The organism is Escherichia sp. E4742, from assembly GCF_005843885.1.
Lineage (GTDB): Bacteria > Pseudomonadota > Gammaproteobacteria > Enterobacterales > Enterobacteriaceae > Escherichia.
On record NZ_CP040443.1, the window covers coordinates 3,913,763 to 3,937,265 of the forward strand.

A 23,503-nucleotide genomic window follows, 5' to 3' on the forward strand; every position below is an offset into this window, starting at 1 on the left:
GTTGCAATATATTGAGTTTTAACGTATTTGTAGGCCGGATAAGGCGTTTACGCCGCATCCGGCATGAACAACGAGCACGCAGTCAGTAATCTGACGCTGCGGCTTATTGTTGGAACCACTGGTCATTGATTTTCTGATATGTACCGTCAGCTTTAATTGCTGCCAGCGCGTTATTCAGTTTTTCCAGCAGAGCTTTGTTATCCGGACGAACAGCGATACCCAGGCCGGTGCCGAAGTACTGCGGATCGGTCACTTTCTCAGTCGCAACGCCCAGTTGCGGATTGGTTTTCAGCCATTCGTTTACCACCGCTGTGTCACCAAATACCCCATCAATACGGCCATTTTTCAGGTCGATAAAGGCATTCTGATAACTGTCATAGGAGACAGTTTTCACTTCCGGATGCTGATCCTGAATATATTTCTGGTGGGTGGTGCCGTTTTCCATCCCAATGCGTTTACCTTTCAGGTCGGCAAAAGTCTTATAGGTATCTTTTTTGGCAATCACGACGGCTGAGTTTTCATAGTAGGGCGTGGTAAACGATACCTGCTTGCTACGCTCCGGCGTGATATCCATACCGGAGATAACGGCGTCATATTTTCTGAATTTCAGTGACGGGATCAGGCTGTCGAAAGCGTGATTAGTAAAAGTACATTCTGCCTGCATTTGTTTGCATAACGCCTTTGCCAGATCGATATCAAAGCCGACGATCTGGTTGTTTGCATCCATCGATTCGAATGGCGGATAAGTGGCAGAGACGCCGAAGTTGATCTTCTCTGCGGCAGAAGCACCGAAAGTAAAGGAAGCAAGTAAAGCGGCAAGAACTAACTTTTTCATGATGGAACTCCCGTCTGTCAATCTTATGATTTTTGGCCGTGTCTGCGGCATGGGATAACAATGCCATTAAGTGAATTTATATGCAATAAATATGATTAAATAATTTAAATAGAATAAAAAAAGACGGATAACTTAGTGGGTTGCCCGTCTTCATTATAAGAATTTATGCACTATGTGTGTTCTGTGCTGGTGTCTGATGCGACGCTGGCGCGTCTTATCAGACCTACAAATCATCCAGCTAATGTAGGCCGGATAAGGCATTTACGCCGCATCCGGCATCAGCACGAAGCCATATTAATTCCGTCGCTCAAACGCCAGCGCTTTACGCTCGATCAAACGCATCATCAACGTCAGCAGGCCGTTAACGACGAGGTAAATAATCCCCGCCGCGCCAAATACCATCACATCGTAGGTGCGTCCGTACAGCAACTGGCTGTAACCCATCACTTCCATCAACGTAATGGTGTATGCCAGAGAGGTACTTTTGAACACCAGCACCACTTCGTTGGAATAAGAAGAGAGCGAGCGTTTAAAGGCATACGGCAGCAGGATCGCCAGCGTGTCTTTTTTGCTCATCCCCAGGGCGCTACAGGATTGCCATTGACCTTCCGGGATCGCACGAATTGCACCGTAAAACAGCTGCGTGGTATAAGCCGCACTGTTCAGCGACAACGCAATCAGCGCGCATAACCACGGTTCTGACAGCAAATGCCACAGCGCCGGATACTCCTGCAACGTCGGGAACTGGCCCGGCCCGTAATAAATCAGGAAGATCTGCACCAGCAGCGGCGTACCGGTAAACAGCGTGATATAACCACGCACCAGCCACACCAGCACCGGCGTTTTTAGCGTCAGGATGATGGTAAAAATCAACGCCAGAATCAGCGCCACAATCAGCGAGGCAACCGTCAGCGTCAGGCTGGTGTGCAGCCCTTTCATCAGTTCGGGTAAATACTCAAACATTAGCTGGGCCTCCGCTCAAAACGTGTCGCGCGCAGGTCAATGCGTTTGAGAATGTACTGACTCAACAGAGTAATCACCAGGTAAATCGCCGCCGCCACAATGTACCAGGTAAACGGTTCCTGGGTACGGGTGGCGATGCTTTTGGTTTGCAGCATTAAATCATTCACACTAATCAAACTGACCAGCGCGGTATCTTTCAGCAGTACCAGCCACTGGTTGCCGAGACCGGGCAGCGCATGACGCCACATCTGCGGCATCACCAGACGGAAAAAGATAGCCGATTTCGACAGCCCCAGCGCCTGACCCGATTCCCACTGACCCACCGGCACTGCTTTCAGTGCGCCACGCAGAGTTTGCGAAGCATAGGCGGCATACAGCAGCGACAGAGCGATAACACCACAAAGGAACGGGCTAACGTCGAAGTTCTCAATGTCCATCTGCACCGGGATCTGCACGAACCCAAGATTGATGGTGAAGCCATCCGCAAGCGTCAGCAGTAACTGCGAGGAGCCAAAATAGATAAACAGCACCACCAGAATTTCTGGCAGGCCGCGCAGAATCGTCACCAGCGCCGAGCCCGCCCACGCGACAGGACGCCATTTTGCTGACTCCCATACCGCAAAGAACATCGCCAGCGCCAGTCCGACAATCAATGCACAAACGGCAAGGCCGACAGTCATCCCGGCGGCGCTTGCTAAAGGAAAAAATTCATTCATCAGGAATTACTTCTGGAACCATTTGTTGTAGATGGTTTCGTAAGTGCCATCTTTCTTCACTTTTTCCAGCGCAGTGTTGAATTTCTGCTGCAGTTCAGTGTTGCCCTGACGTACCGCAATGCCGAGGCCAGTACCGAAGTAATCTTTGTCGGTCACTTTGTCGCCCACTGCCGCCAGTTTCGGGTTATCTTTCAGCCATTCGGTGACCACAGCGGTGTCACCGAATACGCTGTCGATACGACCGTTTTGCAGATCCAGTTTTGCGTTCTGGTAGCTGTCATACGGAACTGTGGTGATTTCCGGATGCTTATCCATAATGAACTTCTGGTGCGTCGTCCCGTTCTGAACGCCGACTTTTTTGCCTTTCAGTTGATCAACGCTGGTGTATTTACCCTGCTGACCCACAAACAGTGCGGAGTTGTCATAGTACGGGGTGGTAAACAGCACCTGCTTTTCACGCTCCGGGGTGATATCCATCCCGGCCATCACCGCTTCTACGCGACGGAATTTCAGGCTTGGGATCAGGCTGTCAAACGCCTGGTTAGAGAAAGTGCAGGTCGCATCAATTTCTTTACACAGCGCCTGCGCCAGGTCGACGTCAAAACCGACGATCTGGTTATTCGCATCCATCGATTCAAACGGAGGATAAGAGGCTTCGGTAGCAAAACGAATGGTTTCGGCAGCTGTGGCGGAAAGACTAAAACCTGCAATTAGCGCGGCAATCAGAACTTTTTTCATTGTTGTTATCCCGAATCTTAGTGAGAGAGATAGTTTTTAAATGCTTCGGTTTGCGGCTCGGTAAAGCAGCTCGCGTCGCCTTGTTCTACGATGTGACCGTTTTCCATATACACCACACGGCTGGCGGTTTTACGCGCCACTTCAACTTCGTGGGTGACGATCACCTGGGTAATATTCGTTTCTGCCAGCTCACGAATAATGCTGACGATTTGTGCAGTAATTTCCGGATCCAGCGCGGCGGTCGGTTCATCAAACAGCAGTACCTGCGGTTCCATCATCAGCGCGCGGGCGATAGCGACACGTTGCTGCTGACCACCAGAAAGGTGCAGCGGGTAACGATCGCTATAAGGTTTGAGACGCAGACGTTCCAGCAGTTTTTCTGCACGGGCCAGCGCCTGATCTTTACTCAACCCCAGCACGCGGCAGGGCGCTTCAATCAGGTTTTGCTGTACCGTCAGATGCGGCCATAGATTGTATTGCTGAAACACCATCCCGACGTTACGACGCAGCTCGCGGATCGCTTTGTCAGATGGCGTTTTAGTGAAATCGAAATGGTTGCCTGCGATGTTGAGCGTACCGGAGCGCGGCATCTCTAGCAGATTGAGTACACGCAGCAGCGAGCTTTTCCCCGCGCCGCTGGGGCCAAGTAACACCAGCGTTTCGCCTTGCGGGCAATCCAGCGTGATATCGAACAGCGCCTGATGCGCGCCGTAGAAGCAATTAATGCCGTTTAATTGAATACTCATTGACACTCGTATACTGGCAGTCGGATAGCTATTGAAGTCGAAGATAGTACCTTTGACAGAATAATTATGCAATATTTCTGCTTTAAAAGTTAAAAGCAAAGCGCATTATTCAATAAACATAGCACAAAATAACGGCGACGAAGGGCGGCGAGCATAAATGTCGGCATTCTTCACAGAATGCCAGACAATTCATGGGGGTTATCGTTTAATCAAGGTTTTAGCGGTTCTCAACGGACTGGCGCAGAGTGCCGGCAGGTGCGTGTACGCTGCCACCTAAATAGCGCACATCGTCGATCACCCAACACTGTCCTTCCTGAATCATCAACACTTCATCCTGCCAGCTCTGGTCGCCTTGTTTCAGATTCACCCGCAGCGGAATATTGCGCGCATCGCGATTTGGGATGGTCGAGGCGCTGGCAACTTGTGCGCTGTCAGGCAAAGTGGTGCGACTGGAGAACGGATCGCTGCTTAATAATTCACGATGGCTGTTATCGCGGCTGGCATTACTCAGCAACGTTGCCAGTTTGTCACTTAAATATGGACGCAGAGCGGTAATGTCGTTACTGCGGTGCGAAATGCGGTAGTCATAAAACTGCTGGGCCACGCTGTCAGGTCCGCCCTGAACGCAAGATCCCGTACGGGGGCCATTATCTTTATAGGCAGGCGTGACGGTGGTGCAAGCACTGAGTAACAGTGCGCAAGGGATAAGCATAGTCAATTTGCTGTAGCGCATAATGATTTCCTTATAAGCGAACACCTTGAAAGCGTTCTACGATAATAATGATATCCTTTCAATAATAGCGTATCAGTCCGATAATGCTTTGAAGATCGAAGGCTTAGCAAACAAGGAGATCGATCATGCAATTTTCCACAACCCCAACACTTGAAGGCCAGACCATCGTTGAATATTGCGGCGTGGTGACCGGCGAAGCGATTTTAGGTGCTAACATTTTTCGCGATTTCTTTGCGGGGATCCGCGATATTGTTGGCGGACGTTCCGGTGCGTATGAAAAAGAACTGCGTAAAGCGCGGGAGATAGCCTTTGAGGAGCTTGGCGAGCAGGCGCGAGCGCTGGGGGCTGACGCCGTGGTCGGCATTGATATCGACTACGAAACGGTCGGGCAAAACGGCAGTATGCTGATGGTTAGCGTCAGCGGAACGGCGGTGAAAACGCGTCGATGAGCAGAGTCTTCTGGCTGGTTGCCGCCGCTTTGTTCCTGGCTGGGTGTGCAGGCGAAAAAGGCATTGTCGAGAAAGGGGGATACCAGCTTGATACCCGACGCCAGGCGCAGGCGGCGTATCCGCGCATTAAAGTGCTGGTGATCCACTACACGGCAGAGGACTTTGATACGTCACTGGCGACACTGACCGATAAGCACGTAAGTTCGCATTATCTGGTTCCTGCCGAGCCACCACTTTACAACGGCAAGCCGCGTATCTGGCAACTGGTACCGGAACAGGAACTGGCCTGGCATGCGGGGATTAGCGCCTGGCGCGGGGCAACGCGCCTTAACGACACCTCTATTGGCATTGAGCTGGAAAATCGCGGCTGGAAAACATCAGCGGGGGTGAAATATTTTGCGCCATTTGAACCGACACAAATTCAGGCGCTCATTCCACTGGCGAAGGATATTATCGCCCGCTATCACATCAAACCGGAAAACGTAGTGGCTCATGCAGATATTGCGCCGCAGCGCAAAGATGATCCAGGGCCATTATTTCCGTGGCAGCAACTGGCACAAGAGGGGATTGGTGCCTGGCCTGATGCGCAGCGGGTGAACTTTTATCTTGCCGGGCGCGCGCCGCACACACCGGTAGATACCGCCTCATTGCTGGAACTGTTGGCCCGTTACGGCTATGACGTGAAACCAGAAATGACTCCTGGCGAACAGCAACGAGTGATTATGGCTTTCCAGATGCACTTCCGCCCGACGTTATATAACGGCGAAGCGGATGCTGAAACTCTGGCAATTGCACAAGCGTTGCTGGAGAAATACGGTCAGGATTAGCGCGGCAGTTTTCCGTGGTCGCGTAACCAGGCGGCAGTTTTCTCGATCCCTTCATCCAGCGTGATGACAGGCTGATAACCTAACTCTTCCTGTGCACGCGTAATATCCAGCGTAAAGTCAAAATTCAACTTGGAGACGCCGTAGTGGGTTAGCGGCGGCTCTTTCGCTGACTTGCGGCCTAAACGCTCCATGCTGCGGGCGATCATATCCAGCATCGGGTAGGGAATTGAACGAATACGGCAATCAATATTCAGTTCGTCGATGAGCTTCTGCACGATGCTGCGCAGTGTACGATGCTCACCATTGGTAATGTTGTATGCCCTGCCGGAAGGCAGTTTGTCGCAGTTTTCCTGGCTCGCCAGCCACATGGCATGCACGGCATTTTCGTAGTAGGTCATATCGACCAGCGCACTGCCGCCGTGCGGTAACAGAATGCTGCCGTAGTGGTGCATCATATGCGCCAGGCGGGGGATGAACACTTTATCGTGCGGTCCGAACAGACTTTGTGGGCGCAGAATAGTAAAACGCGTTTGTGGATTCGCCTGCGAAAGCATATTAATCACTTCTTCGCTGGCAGCTTTGCTGCGGGCAAACTCGTTAGCGAAGCGGTGAGGGCGAAAATCTTCTTTAATATCGCGATGATGGTGATAATCGAAGTACAGGGAGGGGGAAGAGATATGAATAAAGTTACGCACTCCCCAGGCAACAGCCCATTCGCCCAGGCGACGCGTAGCGCGAACATTGGCCAGGTCGAAAGCCTGCTGCGTTCCCCACGGCGAAGTAAAGCTGGAGCAGTGCCACAGCGTATCAATGCCTGCGAGCATCACTTTAGCCTGCGATGAGACTAGTTCGGTCAGATCCGCCCGGACAAACTCTGCGCCCATTTTTTCCAGCAATTTGCCCATCGCTTCGTTGCGACCGGTCGCTCTCACGCTGATGCCTTTCTGGCATAAAAATTCAACCGCGTTTCGACCTAAGCCGCTGGTAGCGCCGGTAACCAGTACCTTCATATCATTCCACTGTTGTTGATAAGACGACGTGCGCATTCTTTCGTGATTTCCCCCTTGATGCAATGGGAAACATGAAAGAATCACGCAGGTTTTTTTCGATTAATCTGTGATTTGTTCTGCAAGTCTGGCGATTCGTTTTGCCATGCCGCGAAAAATAAACAGATGTGCAGGGATCATGAAAAGCCAGTAAAACAGGCCTGGCATGCCGTGCGGATGCCAGAAAGCGCGAACGTCTATGGTGCGGTAGTTGCCTTTATCCTCCAGCGTAAAACAAAGCCGCCCCAGTCCCGGTGCTTTCATACCAAATAACAACGTAAGTTGTTTTTCCGCTTCAACGACAATCACTTTCCAGCTATCTACCGCATCGCCCGTCTGCAAATATTCCCGCTCAGGGCGACCTTTCGCCAGTTTATGACCGATCGCGCGGTCCATCAGCGCGCGGGTCTGCCACAAAATATTGCCAAAGAAATAACGTTCTTTACCGCCGATTTGATTGACAACCCGCCATAGCGCCTGAAGGCTGGCGGACGTTTTAACCGTAAAACCGGCTTGTTTAGCGAAGTAACCGTATTCTGGTCGCCAGCGAGCAAAAGCCTGTGCGTCGTATCCCCAGTCGCTGGAGTTGACCAGTTTTTCTTCCTCTTTCAATGTGCTACGTACCGCATCATCGAAAGCGATCAGCGGTTGTGGAATGAGTGCACGTAACGCGGTGTCATCAGCCAGCAGATCGTGTTTCAGCCCCTGAATCAACGCTTTGGCGGTGGTGGGTGGTACGGAAGTAATCACATTGAGAAACCACACCGAAATCCAGCGGGTCGGAAAGGGGATGGGGATCAACCAGCGGCGCTTACCGCTCACGGTCATAAAATGTTCAAATTGTTGTTGGTAACTGAGCACCTCTGGCCCGGCGGCTTCGAAGACCCGATGTTCGCAGGCCGGATGATCTAACAGTGCCACCAGATAGTGCAGCAGGTTTTCCAGCGCAATAGGCGTGGTGCGTGAACGGACCCAGCGTGGCGGTGTTAACACTGGCAGGTTGTAAACCATATCGCGCATCACTTCAAACGCCGCAGAACCTGCACCAACGATAATTCCGGCCCGCAGTTCGGTCACTGGTACATTCGCTTCACGAAGAATGTCCGCCGTGGCCTGACGAGCACGCAGATGGTCCGACTGCTCATGTGGCGGAGCCTGCAACGAACTGAGAAAGATGACTTGCTTAACTGGCACTTCGCGTAGCGCATCGCGGACGTTGAGAGCCACCTGGCGCTCCTGAGCGATAAAATCGCCGCCTTCGCCCATGCTATGCACCAGAAAATAGACTGTATCGATATCCTGCAACAGGGCCGGAAGATTATCCGGCCAGCTGAGATCGACTTTATGGCAACTGACGTTTGCCAGTTGCAGCTTTGCAAGCCTGTCGACATGACGTGCCGCCGCCAGGATCTGATGCCCTTGCTGGCTGAGTATGCGCACCAGATGCTGACCAATGTAGCCACTGGCACCGAGAACTAAAATGCGTTGCGGCACGTCTCTCTCCTTAACGCGCCAGGAATGCGCGCCAGTGGGCAGCGACTTCAGCCAGTTGCTCGCGGGAGACGTCGAGATGCGTCACCAGGCGGACAATCGGCGAGGCGTTAATCAGTACGTTTCTCGCTTTCATGTATTCGCCTAACGCGGCAGCATTTTCTTCCCCGATGCGGACAAACAGCATATTGGTGTCCTGGCGCATCACATCCGCGCCTGCTTCACGCAGCTGCTCCGCCATCCAGGCGGCGTTGTCGTGGTCTTCCTGCAAGCGTGCGACGTTATTTTTCAGCGCATACATCCCGGCGGCTGCCAGAATGCCGGACTGGCGCATCCCGCCACCTGTCATTTTCCGCCAGCGGATGGCACGTTTAATGTAGTCACGGTTACCGACCAGTAACGAACCGACTGGCGTACCAAGACCTTTCGACAGACAAATGGTGAACGAATCACAATATTGCGTGATCTCTTTCAATTCGCAGCCGTAAGCCACCACGGCATTAAAGATGCGCGCACCGTCAACATGCAGCGCCAGATTGCGCTCGCGGGTAAATTCCCAAGCTTCTTTCAGGTATTCATGCGGCAGCACTTTGCCGTTGTGGGTGTTTTCGAGACTGAGCAATTTGGTGCGGGCGAAGTGAATATCGTCGGGTTTGATTTTCATCGCCACTTTATCCAGCGGTAACGTGCCGTTGGCGTCAGCATCGATGGGTTGCGGTTGAATACTGCCCAGCACTGCTGCGCCACCGGCTTCAAACAGATAGTTATGTGCGGCCTGACCGACAATATACTCTTCGCCACGTTCGCAGTGACTGAGCAGAGCGACCAGGTTGGCCTGAGTGCCGGTAGGCAGAAAAATGGCGGCTTCTTTACCGGAAAGCTCTGCCGCATAGTCCTGCAGAGCATTAACGGTAGGGTCGTCTCCGTAAACGTCGTCCCCAACCGGGGCGGCCATCATCGCTTCGAGCATGGCGCGGCTCGGTCGGGTAACGGTATCACTGCGTAAATCAATCATGGCATGTCCTTATTATGACGGGAAATGCCCCCCTTTTTACCTTAGCCAGTTTGTTTTCGCCAGTTCGATTACTTCATCGCCGCGTCCACTGATGATTGCGCGCAGCATATACAGACTAAAACCTTTTGCCTGTTCGAGTTTGATCTGCGGCGGAATGGCTAATTCTTCTTTGGCAACCACCACATCCACCAGCACCGGACCGTCGATGGAGAAAGCGCGTTGCAGGGCTTCATCGACTTCAGCGGCTTTTTCCACGCGAATACCCGTAATGCCGCACGCTTCGGCAATGCGGGCAAAGTTGGTGTCGTGTAGTTCGGTGCCGTCAGTCAAATAGCCACCAGCTTTCATCTCCATCGCCACAAAGCCCAGTACGCTGTTGTTAAAGACGATAATTTTCACTGGTAGCTTCATCTGCACTACCGAGAGGAAATCGCCCATCAACATGCTAAAACCGCCATCGCCGCACATGGCGACCACCTGGCGTTCTGGCTCGCTTGCCTGCGCGCCCAGCGCCTGCGGCATGGCGTTAGCCATCGAACCGTGGTTAAACGAACCTAACAGACGACGCTTGCCGTTCATTTTCAGATAACGCGCAGCCCACACCGTAGGTGTGCCAACGTCACAGGTAAAGATGGCGTCATCGGCGGCAAAATGGCTAATTTGCTGCGCCAGATATTGCGGGTGAATCGCTTTCTCGCTCGGTTTAGCTAAATCGTCCAGCCCTTTACGGGCATCGCGGTAATCTTCCAGCGCTTTATCCAGAAACTTGCGATCGGTTTTTTCTTCCACCAGTGGCAGCAATGCGCGCAGGGTTGATTTGATATCGCCGACCAGCGCCATATCTACCTTGCTATGCGCACCGATGCTGGCTGGGTTGATATCAATCTGAATAATTTTGGCATCGGTCGGGTAGAAGGCGCGGTAGGGGAACTGAGTGCCGAGCAGTACTAAGGTGTCGGCGTTCATCATAGTGTGAAAACCTGACGAGAAGCCGATTAATCCCGTCATTCCGACATCATACGGATTATCGTATTCGACATGTTCTTTACCGCGCAGGGCATGAATAATAGGCGCTTTAATTTTCCCGGCAAACTCAACTAACTCTTTATGCGCCCCCGCGCAGCCGCTACCACACATCAGGGCGATATTGCTGGAATAACGCAGCAATTGTGCCAGTTTGCGTAACTCTTCTTCTTCCGGTGTGACTACCGGCTGTGGCGCATGATACCAGTGCGTGGTTGCCCCTTCTGGCGCAGGTTTTAACGCCACGTCGCCCGGTAAAACGACAACGGAAACGCCACGGTTAAGTACCGCTTTGCGCATGGCAATCGCCAGCACTTGTGGGATTTGCTCTGGGCTGGAAACCAGCTCGCAATAGTGACTACATTCGCGGAATAACTCTTGCGGGTGGGTTTCCTGGAAATAGCCGCTGCCAATTTCGCTGGAAGGAATATGGGCGGCAATCGCCAGTACCGGAACATGATTACGGTGGCAATCGAACAGGCCGTTGATTAAGTGCAGGTTGCCGGGGCCACACGATCCGGCACAGACCGCCAGTTCTCCTGAAAGTTGTGCTTCAGCGCCAGCGGCAAAGGCAGCCACTTCTTCATGGCGGGTTGGCATCCACTCGATTGTACCCATGCGATTAAGACTGTCACTCAGACCGTTCAGAGAGTCGCCCGTGACTCCCCAGATGCGTTTCACGCCTGCTGATTCGAGTGTTTTGGCGATATAAGCTGCAACCGTTTGTTTCATGGTTTTCCGTCTCCTGAATGTGATAACGGTAACAAGTTTAGTTCATCTGACGGAGGGGGAAGGGATGGGAGAAAAAGGAGGCACTAACGGTTAAACAGCCCGATGACAGGAATATCATCGGGCATAAGGTGATTACGCGAGAACCATATCCCCCTGCGGATGGCAGGAGCAGGCCAGTACGTAACCTTCGGCGATTTCGGCGTCGGTCAGCGTCATTGTGCTGCTTACCGTATATTCACCAGAAACCACTTTCGTCTTACAGCAACCGCAAACACCCGCACGGCAGGCGGCGACAACCGGAACTTTATTGCTTTCCAGCGCCTCCAGCAGCGTGGTGCCAACCGGAGCGTAAAATTCTTGCGCCGGTTGCAGTTTGGTGAATTTCAGACCGCTGGTCGCCGCTTCCGCCACTGGCGTAAAGAATTTCTCTTTAAAGAAACGCGTCACGCCGAGCGCCTTCACTTCCTGTTCCACCCAATCCATATACGGTGCCGGACCACAAGTCATCACGGTACGTGAGGCTAAATCAGGAACGCTTGCCAGCAGTTCACGAGTCAGGCGTCCGGCAACGAACCCCTCGGTAACGTTATTTTCCGCCACCAGTGTTACCGGATAATGACGCCACTCATCGGCGAAAATTACATCCTGCGGCGTACGCACGTTGTAGATCACCTGAACATCGGCCTGCGGACGGTTCTTCGCCAGCCAGCGACGCATCGACATAATCGGTGTTACGCCGCAGCCTGCCGCCAGCAACAGGAATTTATCTTCTGCTTTATCGTCGCAGGTAAATTCCCCCATCGCGTCCGAAAGCCAGAGATAGTCACCGCGTTTCACATCGCGGGTCAGCCACTGGGAGCCGACACCGTCATCAATCCGCCGCACGGTCAGGGTGATGTATTCACTCACGCCTGGCGTGGAGGAAATGGTGTAAGCACGCAGCGTTTCCGCTGAGTTTCGCACGCTGACCAGCGCATATTGCCCGGCGCGATATGGGTAGTAATCGTGGCAAAGCAAGGAAATCGTCCACACATCCGGCGTTTCTTGCGTAATGTGATGAACCTGCATCCGCCACGGGCATTGATTCGTTGGCATCGTCATCGACAAACTCCTTACGCGCTCAACAGTTGCTTCATGTCTTCTTCAACAGTGGTGATAGAACGCAGGCCGAATTTCTCGTTCAGCACCGCCAGCAGGTCTGGTGTCAGGAAACCAGGTGCAGTCGGGCCGGTGACGATATTTTTCACGCCCAGAGAAAGCAGTGTCAGCAGAATGACAATTGCTTTCTGTTCAAACCAGGAGAGCACCAGCGACAACGGCAGATCGTTCACCCCACAGCCCAGTTTTTCTGCCAGAGTGACAGCCAGAATAATCGCTGAGTAAGCATCGTTACACTGACCGGCATCCACCAGACGCGGCAGACCTTCGATATCGCCAAACTCGAGTTTGTTAAAGCGATATTTACCACAGGCGAGAGTCAGGATCAGGCAGTCATCCGGCACGCTGGTGGCGAAATCGGTGAAGTAGTGACGCTCGCCGCGTGCGCCGTCACAGCCACCAAGCAGGAAGATATGACGCAGTTTTTCACGGCTCACCAGATCAATCAGCGTATCGGCTGCGCCAAGCAGCGTCTGGCGGCCAAAGCCTACGGTGATCAGGTGCGGAATTTCGCTGTACGGGAAGCCCGCCATTTGTTGTGCCTGGGCGATGACCGCAGAGAAATCTTCGCCATCCAGATGGCGCACGCCCGGCCAGCCAACAATGCTGCGGGTCCAGATACGATCGTCATAAGCGCCTACGGTTGGGTCGATGATGCAGTTCGAGGTCATCACGATGGGGCCAGGGAAACGAGCGAACTCCACTTGCTGATTCTGCCAGCCGCTACCGTAGTTACCGACCAGATGCTTGAATTTACGCAGCTCCGGGTAGCCGTGGGCAGGCAGCATTTCGCCGTGGGTGTAGACATTAACGCCCGTGCCTTCGGTCTGTTCCAGCAAGTTGTAGAGATCTTTGAGATCGTGACCGGAAATCAGGATGCATTTGCCCGCCGTCGCTTTCACGTTGACCTGAGTTGGCGTCGGGTGACCGTATTTACCGGTTTCGCCTGCATCCAGAATGCTCATCACTTTGAAGTTCATCTGGCCGATTTCCATAGAACACTCAAGAAGTGCGTTCATATCGGAAGGCCAGGTTCCCAGCCATGCCATGATTTTATGGTACTGGGCATAAATATCGTTGTCGTATTGACCGAGAACGTGCGCGTGTTCCATATAGGCCGCTGCACCTTTCAGGCCATACAGGCAGAGCAGACGCAGGCCGAGAATGTTTTCGCCAATCGCCGCTTTATCTTTGTTAGGGGTAAATTCTGCTGCCTGACGTTGCAGTTCGCCGAGATCGTCGCTCACCAGTTGCAGGTCAGCCATCGGATTATCGACGCGGGCGTTGGCATCTACAGCCAGGCATTGTGCTTTCAGCGCCTCGCGCAGGGCAATCGCTTCACGAGCGTAGCCGACAATACGCGGAGAATCGAAGTTAACGTTGGTCAGGGTTGAGAAAAATGCGCGAGGCGCGAAGCTGTCTACATCGTGGTTGATGATGCCGTATTCACGCGCTTTTACCGCCCACGCAGAAAGCCCCTGCAGCGCCGCGATGAGTAAATCCTGAAGGTCAGAGGTTTCCGCCGTTTTACCACACATCCCCTGCGCGTATGAGCAGCCGTTTCCTGCCGGAGTACGGATAGTTTGTTCACATTGCACACAAAACATGATCACACCTTTTAAAGTTATATTTAATATACATGTTTAAGGTTAAGACGCTTAACGCGGGGATAAAAGGGATTTTTCATGCAACTTTAAGGGAGATTGATTTAGCGCAATTTTGGCGGCAGGGATCTACCGCCAGAGAGGTATTATGCGGAAAAAAAGGCGATGAGGATCGGCACTAACAGGCTGAGAATAAAACCGTGAACAATCGCTGCAGGGACCATATCCAGCCCACCTGTACGCTGAAGAACGGGCAGGGTGAAATCCATTGATGTAGCACCGCATAAGCCCAGTGCAGTAGAGCGGCTACGGCGAATCAGGCCAGGGATCAACATAATGGCGATTAACTCACGCGCTAAATCATTGAAGAAGGCCGCGCTCCCGATTACCGGACCAAAAGATTCGGTCAACAAAATACCGGAAAGAGAATACCAGCCGAAACCGGAGGCCATTGCCAGCGCGGTATTGATGGGGAGATCAAGAATAAAGGCGTTAATTAAACCGCCAATTAAAGAACTGGCAACCACCACCACGGCGACAATCATTCCCCGGCGATTAAGGACAATCTGCTTTAAGGTCATGCCATTGTTACGCAGCTGAATACCGACGAGGAAAAGTAACAGAATTAACGTGTATTCGCTGGCTTCAGTGGCGTGTTGTAAGAAACCTAATCCGCTAAGGCCAATAGCAAAACCAATCACCACGACGCCACACAGTTTCAGCGATTCCAGTGCCATCGCAATACGCGACGGGAGTTTTTCTTGCTGATGGTGATTACGCCACGGTAGACCGCGCTCCAGCCACAGCAAGGCGACAATATTGCACAGTAAAATAATGGTAATACTGACAGCGGAATAATGCAGAATCGCCAACAGGTTACTGGCGAGATTATCGAGAAACGCCAGACTGATACCCATAAAAAAGAGAATGAGATAAACCATCCAGCTTAATAGCTGATTAATGCGTTTTAACGCAGCTTTTTGGCGAAGTGGAATGAGGTAACCCACAATCAGGGGAACCAGAATGATTAACAGCCCAGAAAACATGAAAACCCAGTCCTTGCAAAGAAGAAGTCGAAATGCGCGATGACACACTACTGAAAGCGGAAGGACGAGTAAAGTTGCAATTAAAAGGAAATGTTATTCATCAGAAACAGTAGGGTATTCCTTTTCATTTAAAGATATTCTTGCGCTTTAATTACAAACCGCACCGGTGTTGGTGGCGTCAAAATCGCTGAGGCGTTCCCTGAAGGCAGGGGCAGCCCACATGGATGTGGGCTGAGGGCGCGTTTTACAGGGATGTTACCTCGCGCCCGACCCGTTAGCCGCAAGGGATAAGCCGAGGGTACCGCGCAGCGGCGATTTTGTTCGCCAGAGCCCGGGGGTGCAGGGGGCGGCGGCGATTGGCCGCCCCCTGCGTGCTCCTTGCGCCAGTGGCAAAATGTGGCTTAACTCATGAAAGGAGCGCAACAAGATGATGAATCAACATATAACAACATCTTAAAAAAAGGCCTGACATTGCGTCAGGCCTTTTGCGCTAATTAATCGCGTTTTTCCAGCAGGGTCCGGTAAATCAGACCACCGATAATACCGCCGACAATTGGCACTACCCAGAAGAACCACAGTTGTTCTAACGCCCAGCCGCCCTGGAAGATGGCAACCGCGGTGCTGCGCGCCGGGTTAACGGAAGTGTTAGTCACCGGAATACTGATTAAGTGAATCAAGGTTAACGCCAGACCAATCGCGATCGGCGCAAAGCCTGCCGGCGCGTATTTGTCAGTTGCACCGTGGATCACCAGCAAGAAACCAGCACTCAATACCAGTTCAACCACCAGTGCAGAAAGCATGGAATAGCCGCCCGGTGAATGCTCGCCATAACCGTTAGAAGCAAAGCCGCTGGCCGCTGCGTCAAACCCAGCTTTACCGCTGGCGATTAAATACAGCAGTGCCGCCGCAACAATACCGCCGACAACCTGGGCTACCACGTAACCAACGACTTCTTTTGCCGGGAAACGGCCACCAGCCCATAAACCAATAGTGACCGCCGGGTTAAAGTGGCCACCGGAGATATGACCGACAGCGAAGGCCATCGTCAGTACAGTCAAACCAAACGCCAGCGCGACACCGGCAAAGCCAATGCCTAATTCCGGGAACGCTGCCGCCAGCACGGCGCTACCGCAGCCACCAAATACAAGCCAGAAAGTACCAAAACATTCAGCTGCTAATTTTCTGAACATATCCACCTCAATTAAAAATTGACCCTGTGAAAAATATGGTCGTTTTATAGGGTCGTCGTAAAAAATGACGACAGAAATAATGCATTGGTATTTTAAAAACGAAGGCGAGCCATTCGCCAGATAAATAAATCCAGTAATTTTGATTTAGGGCAACAGTAAGTTCCCCCATATAGTCATTTGCCTGATTGACAGTGTAGTGCAAACGGCTGAAATAAGCCTTTAGAGGTAATAAAAATAATTTACAAGGTTAATTATTTGATTTTATTGTTTTTTAATGAGAGACAACATGAAGACGTATAACACAATTATTCGCTCATTTTTCAGACATTTGCCATGCTTAATTGTGATGTCGTCACGTATTGTCTCGGCCTTTCCCGTTATACTGCCAGAGTAAAGGATGAGTAACATATTTCTGGAGGGGATATGATTCTTGAGCGCGTTGAAATTGTGGGCTTTCGCGGTATCAACCGATTGTCATTGATGCTGGAGCAAAACAACGTCCTGATTGGGGAGAACGCGTGGGGTAAATCCAGCTTGCTGGACGCCTTAACCCTGCTGTTATCACCAGAGTCAGATCTCTACCATTTTGAACGCGATGATTTCTGGTTTCCGCCAGGTGATATTAATGGTCGGGAACACCATCTGCATATCATTCTGACCTTTCGCGAATCGCTGCCTGGACGGCATCGTGTACGCCGTTATCGCCCGCTTGAAGCATGCTGGACGCCCTGTACTGATGGTTATCACCGCATTTTTTATCGCCTGGAAGGGGAAAGTGCGGAAGACGGTAGCGTGATGACGTTACGCAGCTTTCTTGATAAAGACGGTCATCCGATTGATGTCGAAGATATTAACGATCAGGCGCGTCATCTGGTGCGTTTAATGCCGGTTCTGCGTTTGCGCGACGCCCGTTTTATGCGCCGCATTCGCAATGGAACTGTACCAAATGTACCCAATGTGGAAGTCACCGCGCGCCAGTTGGATTTTCTCGCCCGCGAGTTATCCTCACACCCGCAAAATCTCTCCGATGGGCAGATTCGCCAGGGGCTTTCGGCAATGGTGCAACTGCTTGAGCATTATTTCTCGGAGCAAGGCGCCGGGCAGGCGAGATATCGCTTAATGCGTCGGCGAGCCAGCAATGAGCAACGGAGCTGGCGTTACCTCGATATCATCAACCGGATGATTGACAGACCAGGGGGGCGTTCGTATCGGGTCATTTTACTCGGCCTGTTTGCCACTTTATTGCAGGCAAAAGGGACATTGCGACTGGATAAAGACGCGCGTCCGTTATTGCTAATTGAAGATCCAGAAACCCGCCTGCATCCGATTATGCTTTCCGTTGCCTGGCATCTGTTGAATCTTTTGCCTTTACAACGTATTGCTACCACCAACTCTGGCGAGCTGCTTTCGTTAACTCCAGTGGAACATGTTTGCCGCCTGGTGCGTGAATCTTCTCGTGTTGCCGCCTGGCGTCTGGGGCCAAGTGGCTTGAGCACCGAAGACAGCCGCCGCATCTCTTTTCACATTCGTTTTAATCGTCCGTCATCGCTGTTTGCTCGCTGCTGGTTGCTGGTGGAAGGGGAAACAGAAACCTGGGTTATCAACGAACTGGCGCGCCAGTGTGGACACCATTTCGATGCCGAAGGGATTAAGGTCATTGAGTTTGCCCAGTCCGGGCTAAAACCACTGGTGAAATTTGCCCGGCGGATGGGGATTGAGTGGCATGTGCTGGTCGATGGCGATGAAGCCGGGAAGAAATATGCCGCAACGGTGCGCAGCCTGCTGAATAACGATCGCGAAGCTGAACGTGAACATTTGACAACATTACCGGCGCTGGATATGGAACATTTTATGTATCGCCAGGGGTTTTCCGACGTGTTCCATCGCGTGGCGCAGATCCCGGAAAACGTGCCGATGAATTTGCGCAAAATTATTTCAAAAGCGATCCATCGCTCTTCCAAGCCCGACCTTGCCATTGAAGTGGCAATGGAGGCCGGACGTCGTGGTGTGGACTCCGTACCGACGCTGCTGAAAAAAATGTTCTCGCGCGTGCTATGGCTGGCTCGCGGTCGGGCTGATTAAGCGCAAAACATCCTTGCCATCTGCGGCTGAATAGCGTCAAGCATCTCGTAGCGTCGACGGTATTCAGCTCGCTTTTTGCTGGCGATATCCGCAATCTCTTTTCGCGCTATTCGATTGGGAAGCCGATAATGCCGCTCGGCATCGCATTCGCCGCCAACCGATTCCCAGAACGCGTTATAGTCAGCATGGATTTTTCCTTCCTTATCGCGATAACGCAGGCTGCGGTAAATATGCGTTTCATTACTGACGGCAATGATCTGCTCTACCTGTAAACGTTGGGCAAACAGGCAGGCCGCTTCCATCACGAGGCGTTTTGGAAATAGTCCGTGACAGGCTTTCGTCGCATTCTGGATTTCCTGATGCGGAATTTCCCATTTCGCACCTTGCAGTCCGCCAATAAACATCGTTCTTTTCCCCTGATATTCACACAGGGTAAAAGTGATCTCCGCCAGAGGAATACCCTCACTGTTACGGAACAGGATTGTGCTGTCACCTTCTTTATCCATTGAGATCATCATGGTCAGCTCAAGCGTGAACTGCTCGCCGTTTTTTCCTTCCAGCTTCGCCAGTTGCAGCCCGGGGGTATTCAAATATAAGCTGAATTCTTCTGCCGACATACACGCACGCAGCAATGCATAATGGTAACGTAGTGCCTCGAGTAATTGCTTACGGTTAAGATTGGCGGCAAGGTAAGGGCGATGCAGACGAACAGGCAGTCGCGGCTGGCGTGTTAACAACGTATTGAGATTAGGCCAGTGGGATAGTTCGTTCATCCACTCAACGCTTAAGCGCGGCATAATCAACGAGCGCAGCAAAAATTTCTGACGAAAGCTACGTCGGTGCCAGAATTTACCTGGTCGACACTGTCCGCGTGCCAGACTAAGAAAAAGAGACAGGCTGCTGAGAGAATCAGATGGCGTAAAGGAGCGTTCAGTTAGCTGCGACATATTCATGAAATCAATGGTTATACATGACGCCGATTTCACCATTGCGTATCTTAACCAAACATCAATAGTGTGATTACTAACGTAAATTTTAGGGTTTTGTTGATATTTCGTTGAAGTTGATGACCCGGATTGGCATATGGAGTATTCAGAATATTTATGAAAAATCGGAGAACCGTGAAGAAGCGTTACGTTATTGCGCTGGTGATAGTCATCGCCGGGCTGATTGCGTTATGGAGAATTCTCAACGCGCCCGTGCCGACTTATCAGACACTGATTGTTCGCCCCGGTGATTTGCAGCAAAGCGTACTGGCGACCGGAAAGCTGGACGCGCTGCGTAAGGTTGACGTGGGCGCGCAGGTCAGCGGTCAGTTGAAAACGCTGTCGGTGGCGATTGGCGATAAAGTAAAAAAAGACCAGCTTTTAGGGGTTATTGATCCTGAACAGGCAGAAAACCAGATCAAGGAAGTGGAAGCGACACTGATGGAGCTGCGTGCGCAAAGGCAACAGGCAGAAGCAGAACTAAAACTGGCACGGGTGACATACTCACGCCAGCAACGACTGGCGCAAACGCAGGCGGTTTCGCAACAGGATCTCGACACCGCCGCGACGGAGATGGCAGTTAAACAGGCGCAAATAGGGACTATCGATGCGCAAATCAAACGGAATCAGGCGTCACTCGACACCGCTAAAACGAATCTCGATTACACCCGCATCGTTGCCCCGATGGCAGGTGAAGTTACGCAAATCACCACTCTGCAAGGGCAGACGGTAATTGCCGCACAACAAGCGCCAAACATTCTGACGCTGGCAGATATGAGTACCATGCTGGTAAAAGCGCAAGTGTCGGAAGCGGATGTCATTCACCTGAAACCCGGTCAAAAAGCCTGGTTCACCGTGCTTGGCGATCCGCTGACGCGCTACGAGGGGCAGATTAAAGATGTGCTGCCGACGCCAGAAAAGGTCAACGACGCCATTTTCTACTACGCCCGTTTTGAAGTGCCAAACCCCAATGGTTTACTGCGCCTGGATATGACCGCGCAGGTCCACATTCAACTCACTGATGTGAAAAACGTACTCACCATTCCGTTGTCGGCACTGGGGGAGTCGGTTGGCGATAACCGTTATAAAATCAAACTGCTGCGTAATGGCGAAATACGCGAGCGCGAAGTGACGATTGGCGCGCGCAATGACACCGATGTTGAGATTGTCAAAGGACTGGAAGCGGGCGATGAAGTGGTGATTGGTGAGGCCAAACCAGGAGCGGCACAATGACGCCCTTGCTCGAACTAAAGGATATTCGCCGTAGCTATCCTGCTGGAGACGAGCAGGTTGAGGTGCTAAAGGGCATCAGCCTGGATATTTATGCAGGTGAGATGGTGGCCATTGTCGGTGCTTCGGGCTCCGGTAAATCGACCCTGATGAATATTCTCGGCTGCCTGGATAAAGCGACCAGTGGAACCTATCGCGTTGCCGGCCAGGATGTTGCCACGCTGGACGCCGATGCGCTGGCGCAGCTTCGTCGTGAGCATTTCGGCTTTATTTTCCAGCGTTACCACTTGCTTTCGCACTTAACCGCCGAGCAGAACGTTGAAGTACCCGCCGTCTATGCCGGACTTGAGCGTAAACAGCGATTGCTGCGCGCTCAGGAGTTGCTGCAACGACTGGGACTGGAAGAACGGCTAGATTATTACCCCGCCCAGCTTTCCGGTGGCCAGCAACAGCGTGTCAGTATCGCGCGGGCATTGATGAACGGTGGGCAGGTGATCCTCGCCGATGAACCTACCGGCGCACTGGACAGCCATTCTGGCGAAGAGGTGATGGCGATATTGCATCAGTTGCGCGATCGCGGGCACACGGTGATTATCGTTACCCACGATCCGCTGGTTGCGGCTCAGGCGGAGCGGGTAATCGAAATTCGTGACGGCGAAATTGTGCGTAATCCCCCCGCCATTGAAAAGGTGAATGCTGCTGGCGGGACGGAGCCTGTAGTCAAAACGGCGTCTGGCTGGCGGCAGTTTGTCAGTGGTTTTAATGAGGCGCTGACGATGGCGTGGCGGGCGCTGGCAGCGAATAAAATGCGTACTTTACTGACCATGCTGGGGATTATTATCGGTATTGCGTCGGTGGTTTCTATCGTCGTGGTGGGCGACGCCGCCAAACAAATGGTGCTGGCGGATATTCGTTCTATTGGCACGAATACTATTGATGTCTATCCCGGGAAAGATTTTGGCGATGACGATCCGCAATATCAACAGGCGCTGAAATACGACGACTTAATCGCTATTCAAAAACAACCGTGGGTCGCCTCTGCCACGCCCGCCGTCTCGCAAAACCTGCGCCTGCGTTATAACAATGTTGATGTTGCCGCCAGCGCCAACGGTGTGAGCGGCGATTATTTCAATGTCTACGGCATGACCTTCAGCGAAGGGAACACCTTTAATCAGGAGCAACTTAACGGTCGCGCGCAGGTCGTCGTTCTCGACAGTAACACCCGCCGCCAGCTTTTCCCGCTTAAGGCCGATGTGGTTGGTGAGGTCATTCTGGTTGGTAATATGCCTGCGAGAGTCATCGGCGTGGCGGAAGAGAAACAGTCGATGTTTGGTAGCAGTAAAGTGCTGCGCGTGTGGTTGCCTTACAGCACCATGTCCGGGCGGGTTATGGGCCAGTCGTGGCTGAACTCCATCACTGTAAGAGTAAAAGAAGGCTATGACAGCACCGAAGCGGAACAACAGCTCACCCGTTTGTTGTCGCTGCGCCACGGCAAAAAAGACTTCTTTACCTGGAACATGGACGGCGTCTTGAAAACAGTCGAAAAAACCACACGTACTTTACAACTGTTTCTGACGCTGGTGGCGGTGATTTCGCTGGTAGTAGGCGGCATTGGCGTTATGAATATTATGCTGGTGTCAGTAACGGAGCGGACGCGGGAAATTGGTATTCGCATGGCTGTTGGCGCGCGTGCCAGCGATGTTCTGCAACAATTTCTGATTGAAGCAGTGCTGGTTTGCCTGGTGGGCGGCGCGATGGGGATAATGCTGTCGCTGTTAATTGCCTTCACCCTACAGCTTTTTTTACCCGGCTGGGAGATAGGCTTTTCTCCACTGGCGTTGCTGCTGGCGTTTTTATGCTCAACCGTTACGGGCATTTTATTTGGCTGGCTACCTGCACGAAATGCGGCACGGCTGGATCCAGTGGATGCTTTGGCGCGAGAGTGATTTTTGAGATAAAAATGCCAGCCGATCGGGCTGGCATTTTGCCTTTAGGATGTACACAATGAGACAGAAGAGCTATGCGACTGCTACTTCTACTTCGACGGGCACAATAACACTGGCGTGATTGCCTTTTGGCCCTTGGTGGACATCAAACTGAACGGGTTGTCCAGCTTTTAGCGTTCTGTAACCATCCATTTGGATGGTGGAATAATGAGCGAAAATATCTTCGCCACCGCCTTCAGGGCAGATGAAACCGAACCCTTTGGCATTGTTGAACCACTTAACAGTACCCTTTTCCATGCTTCGACATCCTTCGCAAATCTTATACAAGTAAGATGGAATAAACCGGGGTCAGAGAGGGGGCAGTTCAAAACCTCGCCAACTCTTGAAATACAATTTAGAGAAATGGGGCGAGTCGTCAAGCGTTTGACAGGGGCCAGGGGGTAGGTATGCATCAAAAATTTGAAGCAGTTAACGCTATTGACAGTAATGTCACTGATGTCGCTTATACCAACGATAGATGATAATTATCTATCATGTGGAGTAGATTGGTCAGGCAAATACGCTCTTGTCAGCGGCAGAGCGTTCTGCCGGTAACCGTAACCGAAGATGATAACTGACAATGGGTAAAACGAACGACTGGCTGGACTTTGATCAACTGGCGGAAGAAAAAGTTCGCGACGCGCTAAAACCGCCATCTATGTATAAAGTGATATTAGTCAATGATGATTACACTCCAATGGAGTTTGTTATTGACGTGTTACAAAAATTCTTTTCTTATGATGTAGAACGTGCAACGCAATTGATGCTTGCTGTTCACTACCAGGGGAAGGCCATTTGCGGAGTCTTTACCGCTGAGGTTGCAGAAACCAAAGTGGCGATGGTGAACAAGTACGCAAGGGAGAACGAGCATCCATTGCTGTGTACGCTGGAAAAAGCCTGAATGCAGG

The 23,503-nt window shown here is 51.9% G+C and carries 23 protein-coding genes; 7 read left to right on the top strand and 16 right to left on the bottom strand.

All coding sequences use genetic code 11. The features are described from left to right. Positions 1–103: 103 nt before the first annotated feature. The 6 genes from artJ to FEM44_RS18855 all read right to left on the bottom strand — a co-directional run bounded on the left by artJ (position 104) and on the right by FEM44_RS18855 (position 4,731). Positions 104–835, bottom strand: coding sequence for an arginine ABC transporter substrate-binding protein ArtJ (gene artJ / locus FEM44_RS18830; protein WP_135522935.1), 732 nt, complete (start codon positions 833–835; stop codon positions 104–106). 294 nt (positions 836–1,129) lie between these two features. Then, entirely contained in the window at positions 1,130–1,798 is a 669-nt protein-coding gene (gene artM, locus FEM44_RS18835) for an arginine ABC transporter permease ArtM (RefSeq protein WP_000464491.1), read from the bottom strand. After that, a complete protein-coding gene (artQ, locus tag FEM44_RS18840; protein ID WP_001612717.1) occupies positions 1,798–2,514 on the bottom strand; it encodes an arginine ABC transporter permease ArtQ in 717 nt (238 codons plus the stop codon). Before artQ ends, artM begins: the two co-directional genes overlap by 1 nt. 6 nt (positions 2,515–2,520) lie before the next feature. Next, on the bottom strand, positions 2,521–3,252 hold the full coding sequence (gene artI / locus FEM44_RS18845) for an arginine ABC transporter substrate-binding protein ArtI (protein WP_105273391.1): 732 nt from the start codon (positions 3,250–3,252) through the stop codon (positions 2,521–2,523). 17 nt (positions 3,253–3,269) lie between these two features. Then, positions 3,270–3,998 (bottom strand): arginine ABC transporter ATP-binding protein ArtP, encoded by a 729-nt coding sequence (gene artP / locus FEM44_RS18850; protein ID WP_000027211.1) that lies wholly within the window; start codon positions 3,996–3,998, stop codon positions 3,270–3,272. Between the two features lie 217 nt (positions 3,999–4,215). Beyond that, entirely contained in the window at positions 4,216–4,731 is a 516-nt protein-coding gene (locus tag FEM44_RS18855; RefSeq protein WP_130205231.1) for a lipoprotein, read from the bottom strand. Between the two features lie 125 nt (positions 4,732–4,856). Here FEM44_RS18855 and FEM44_RS18860 point away from each other — a divergent pair, with 125 nt between their 5' ends. Both FEM44_RS18860 and FEM44_RS18865 read left to right on the top strand, forming a co-directional pair. After that, positions 4,857–5,180, top strand: coding sequence for a heavy metal-binding domain-containing protein (locus FEM44_RS18860; protein ID WP_001160732.1), 324 nt, complete (start codon positions 4,857–4,859; stop codon positions 5,178–5,180). Continuing rightward, positions 5,177–6,007, top strand: a complete 831-nt coding sequence (locus FEM44_RS18865) for an N-acetylmuramoyl-L-alanine amidase (RefSeq protein WP_130258192.1) — start codon at positions 5,177–5,179, stop codon at positions 6,005–6,007. The genes FEM44_RS18860 and FEM44_RS18865 overlap by 4 nt, the downstream gene beginning before the upstream one ends. Here FEM44_RS18865 and FEM44_RS18870 read toward each other — a convergent pair. The 8 genes from FEM44_RS18870 to aqpZ all read right to left on the bottom strand — a co-directional run bounded on the left by FEM44_RS18870 (position 6,004) and on the right by aqpZ (position 16,312). Then, complete coding sequence (locus FEM44_RS18870) at positions 6,004–7,017, bottom strand: NAD-dependent epimerase/dehydratase family protein (protein ID WP_130260063.1); 1,014 nt, start codon at positions 7,015–7,017, stop codon at positions 6,004–6,006. The two genes, FEM44_RS18865 and FEM44_RS18870, sit on opposite strands and share 4 nt — an antisense overlap. Before the next feature lie 99 nt (positions 7,018–7,116). Then, on the bottom strand, positions 7,117–8,547 hold the full coding sequence (locus FEM44_RS18875; RefSeq protein WP_135522934.1) for an SDR family oxidoreductase: 1,431 nt from the start codon (positions 8,545–8,547) through the stop codon (positions 7,117–7,119). Positions 8,548–8,557: 10 nt separating this feature from the next. Further along, positions 8,558–9,559 carry a low-specificity L-threonine aldolase gene (gene ltaE, locus FEM44_RS18880; protein ID WP_135522933.1) on the bottom strand — a complete coding sequence of 334 codons (1,002 nt, stop codon included), beginning with the start codon at positions 9,557–9,559 and terminating at the stop codon, positions 8,558–8,560. Positions 9,560–9,595: 36 nt separating this feature from the next. After that, positions 9,596–11,314 (bottom strand): ubiquinone-dependent pyruvate dehydrogenase, encoded by a 1,719-nt coding sequence (gene poxB / locus FEM44_RS18885; RefSeq protein WP_138159134.1) that lies wholly within the window; start codon positions 11,312–11,314, stop codon positions 9,596–9,598. A gap of 132 nt (positions 11,315–11,446) precedes the next feature. Beyond that, a complete protein-coding gene (hcr, locus tag FEM44_RS18890; RefSeq protein ID WP_135522932.1) occupies positions 11,447–12,415 on the bottom strand; it encodes an NADH oxidoreductase in 969 nt (322 codons plus the stop codon). An 11-nt stretch (positions 12,416–12,426) separates the two neighbouring features. Continuing rightward, complete coding sequence (gene hcp, locus FEM44_RS18895; RefSeq protein WP_135522931.1) at positions 12,427–14,079, bottom strand: hydroxylamine reductase; 1,653 nt, start codon at positions 14,077–14,079, stop codon at positions 12,427–12,429. Between the two features lie 143 nt (positions 14,080–14,222). Beyond that, positions 14,223–15,122 (bottom strand): L-lysine exporter LysO, encoded by a 900-nt coding sequence (lysO, locus tag FEM44_RS18900; RefSeq protein ID WP_138159136.1) that lies wholly within the window; start codon positions 15,120–15,122, stop codon positions 14,223–14,225. Positions 15,123–15,616: 494 nt separating this feature from the next. After that, positions 15,617–16,312 carry an aquaporin Z gene (aqpZ, locus tag FEM44_RS18905; RefSeq protein WP_130215654.1) on the bottom strand — a complete coding sequence of 232 codons (696 nt, stop codon included), beginning with the start codon at positions 16,310–16,312 and terminating at the stop codon, positions 15,617–15,619. A gap of 423 nt (positions 16,313–16,735) precedes the next feature. Between aqpZ and FEM44_RS18910 the strand changes: the two genes are divergently transcribed. Next, positions 16,736–18,394 carry an ATP-dependent endonuclease gene (locus FEM44_RS18910; RefSeq protein WP_130215656.1) on the top strand — a complete coding sequence of 553 codons (1,659 nt, stop codon included), beginning with the start codon at positions 16,736–16,738 and terminating at the stop codon, positions 18,392–18,394. Here the strand turns inward: FEM44_RS18910 and FEM44_RS18915 are convergent. Then, the gene (locus FEM44_RS18915; RefSeq protein WP_135522930.1) at positions 18,391–19,347 is read right to left on the bottom strand and encodes a VirK/YbjX family protein; all 957 of its coding nucleotides are present in this window, start codon (positions 19,345–19,347) and stop codon (positions 18,391–18,393) included. The two genes, FEM44_RS18910 and FEM44_RS18915, sit on opposite strands and share 4 nt — an antisense overlap. 150 nt (positions 19,348–19,497) lie before the next feature. Here FEM44_RS18915 and macA point away from each other — a divergent pair, with 150 nt between their 5' ends. Continuing rightward, the gene (macA, locus tag FEM44_RS18920; RefSeq protein WP_135522929.1) at positions 19,498–20,613 is read left to right on the top strand and encodes a macrolide transporter subunit MacA; all 1,116 of its coding nucleotides are present in this window, start codon (positions 19,498–19,500) and stop codon (positions 20,611–20,613) included. After that, on the top strand, positions 20,610–22,556 hold the full coding sequence (gene macB / locus FEM44_RS18925) for a macrolide ABC transporter ATP-binding protein/permease MacB (protein ID WP_135522928.1): 1,947 nt from the start codon (positions 20,610–20,612) through the stop codon (positions 22,554–22,556). The genes macA and macB overlap by 4 nt, the downstream gene beginning before the upstream one ends. 72 nt (positions 22,557–22,628) lie before the next feature. Here macB and cspD read toward each other — a convergent pair whose 3' ends face one another. After that, on the bottom strand, positions 22,629–22,853 hold the full coding sequence (gene cspD / locus FEM44_RS18930; protein WP_064530179.1) for a cold shock-like protein CspD: 225 nt from the start codon (positions 22,851–22,853) through the stop codon (positions 22,629–22,631). 149 nt (positions 22,854–23,002) lie between these two features. Between cspD and FEM44_RS25315 the strand changes: the two genes are divergently transcribed. Both FEM44_RS25315 and clpS read left to right on the top strand, forming a co-directional pair. Next, entirely contained in the window at positions 23,003–23,077 is a 75-nt protein-coding gene (locus FEM44_RS25315) for a hypothetical protein (RefSeq protein WP_214251107.1), read from the top strand. 98 nt (positions 23,078–23,175) lie between these two features. Beyond that, entirely contained in the window at positions 23,176–23,496 is a 321-nt protein-coding gene (clpS, locus tag FEM44_RS18935) for an ATP-dependent Clp protease adapter ClpS (RefSeq protein ID WP_000520781.1), read from the top strand. The last annotated feature ends 7 nt before the right edge of the window (positions 23,497–23,503 follow it).

Coding starts and splice junctions, on each gene's coding strand:
- artJ (WP_135522935.1), bottom strand. CDS start 835: ATGAAAAAGTTAGTTCTTGCCGCTTTACTTGCTTCCTTTACTTTCGGT.
- artM (WP_000464491.1), bottom strand. CDS start 1,798: ATGTTTGAGTATTTACCCGAACTGATGAAAGGGCTGCACACCAGCCTG.
- artQ (WP_001612717.1), bottom strand. CDS start 2,514: ATGAATGAATTTTTTCCTTTAGCAAGCGCCGCCGGGATGACTGTCGGC.
- artI (WP_105273391.1), bottom strand. CDS start 3,252: ATGAAAAAAGTTCTGATTGCCGCGCTAATTGCAGGTTTTAGTCTTTCC.
- artP (WP_000027211.1), bottom strand. CDS start 3,998: ATGAGTATTCAATTAAACGGCATTAATTGCTTCTACGGCGCGCATCAG.
- FEM44_RS18855 (WP_130205231.1), bottom strand. CDS start 4,731: ATGCGCTACAGCAAATTGACTATGCTTATCCCTTGCGCACTGTTACTC.
- FEM44_RS18860 (WP_001160732.1), top strand. CDS start 4,857: ATGCAATTTTCCACAACCCCAACACTTGAAGGCCAGACCATCGTTGAA.
- FEM44_RS18865 (WP_130258192.1), top strand. CDS start 5,177: ATGAGCAGAGTCTTCTGGCTGGTTGCCGCCGCTTTGTTCCTGGCTGGG.
- FEM44_RS18870 (WP_130260063.1), bottom strand. CDS start 7,017: ATGAAGGTACTGGTTACCGGCGCTACCAGCGGCTTAGGTCGAAACGCG.
- ltaE (WP_135522933.1), bottom strand. CDS start 9,559: ATGATTGATTTACGCAGTGATACCGTTACCCGACCGAGCCGCGCCATG.
- poxB (WP_138159134.1), bottom strand. CDS start 11,314: ATGAAACAAACGGTTGCAGCTTATATCGCCAAAACACTCGAATCAGCA.
- hcr (WP_135522932.1), bottom strand. CDS start 12,415: ATGACGATGCCAACGAATCAATGCCCGTGGCGGATGCAGGTTCATCAC.
- hcp (WP_135522931.1), bottom strand. CDS start 14,079: ATGTTTTGTGTGCAATGTGAACAAACTATCCGTACTCCGGCAGGAAAC.
- lysO (WP_138159136.1), bottom strand. CDS start 15,122: ATGTTTTCTGGGCTGTTAATCATTCTGGTTCCCCTGATTGTGGGTTAC.
- aqpZ (WP_130215654.1), bottom strand. CDS start 16,312: ATGTTCAGAAAATTAGCAGCTGAATGTTTTGGTACTTTCTGGCTTGTA.
- FEM44_RS18910 (WP_130215656.1), top strand. CDS start 16,736: ATGATTCTTGAGCGCGTTGAAATTGTGGGCTTTCGCGGTATCAACCGA.
- FEM44_RS18915 (WP_135522930.1), bottom strand. CDS start 19,347: ATGAATATGTCGCAGCTAACTGAACGCTCCTTTACGCCATCTGATTCT.
- macA (WP_135522929.1), top strand. CDS start 19,498: ATGAAAAATCGGAGAACCGTGAAGAAGCGTTACGTTATTGCGCTGGTG.
- macB (WP_135522928.1), top strand. CDS start 20,610: ATGACGCCCTTGCTCGAACTAAAGGATATTCGCCGTAGCTATCCTGCT.
- cspD (WP_064530179.1), bottom strand. CDS start 22,853: ATGGAAAAGGGTACTGTTAAGTGGTTCAACAATGCCAAAGGGTTCGGT.
- clpS (WP_000520781.1), top strand. CDS start 23,176: ATGGGTAAAACGAACGACTGGCTGGACTTTGATCAACTGGCGGAAGAA.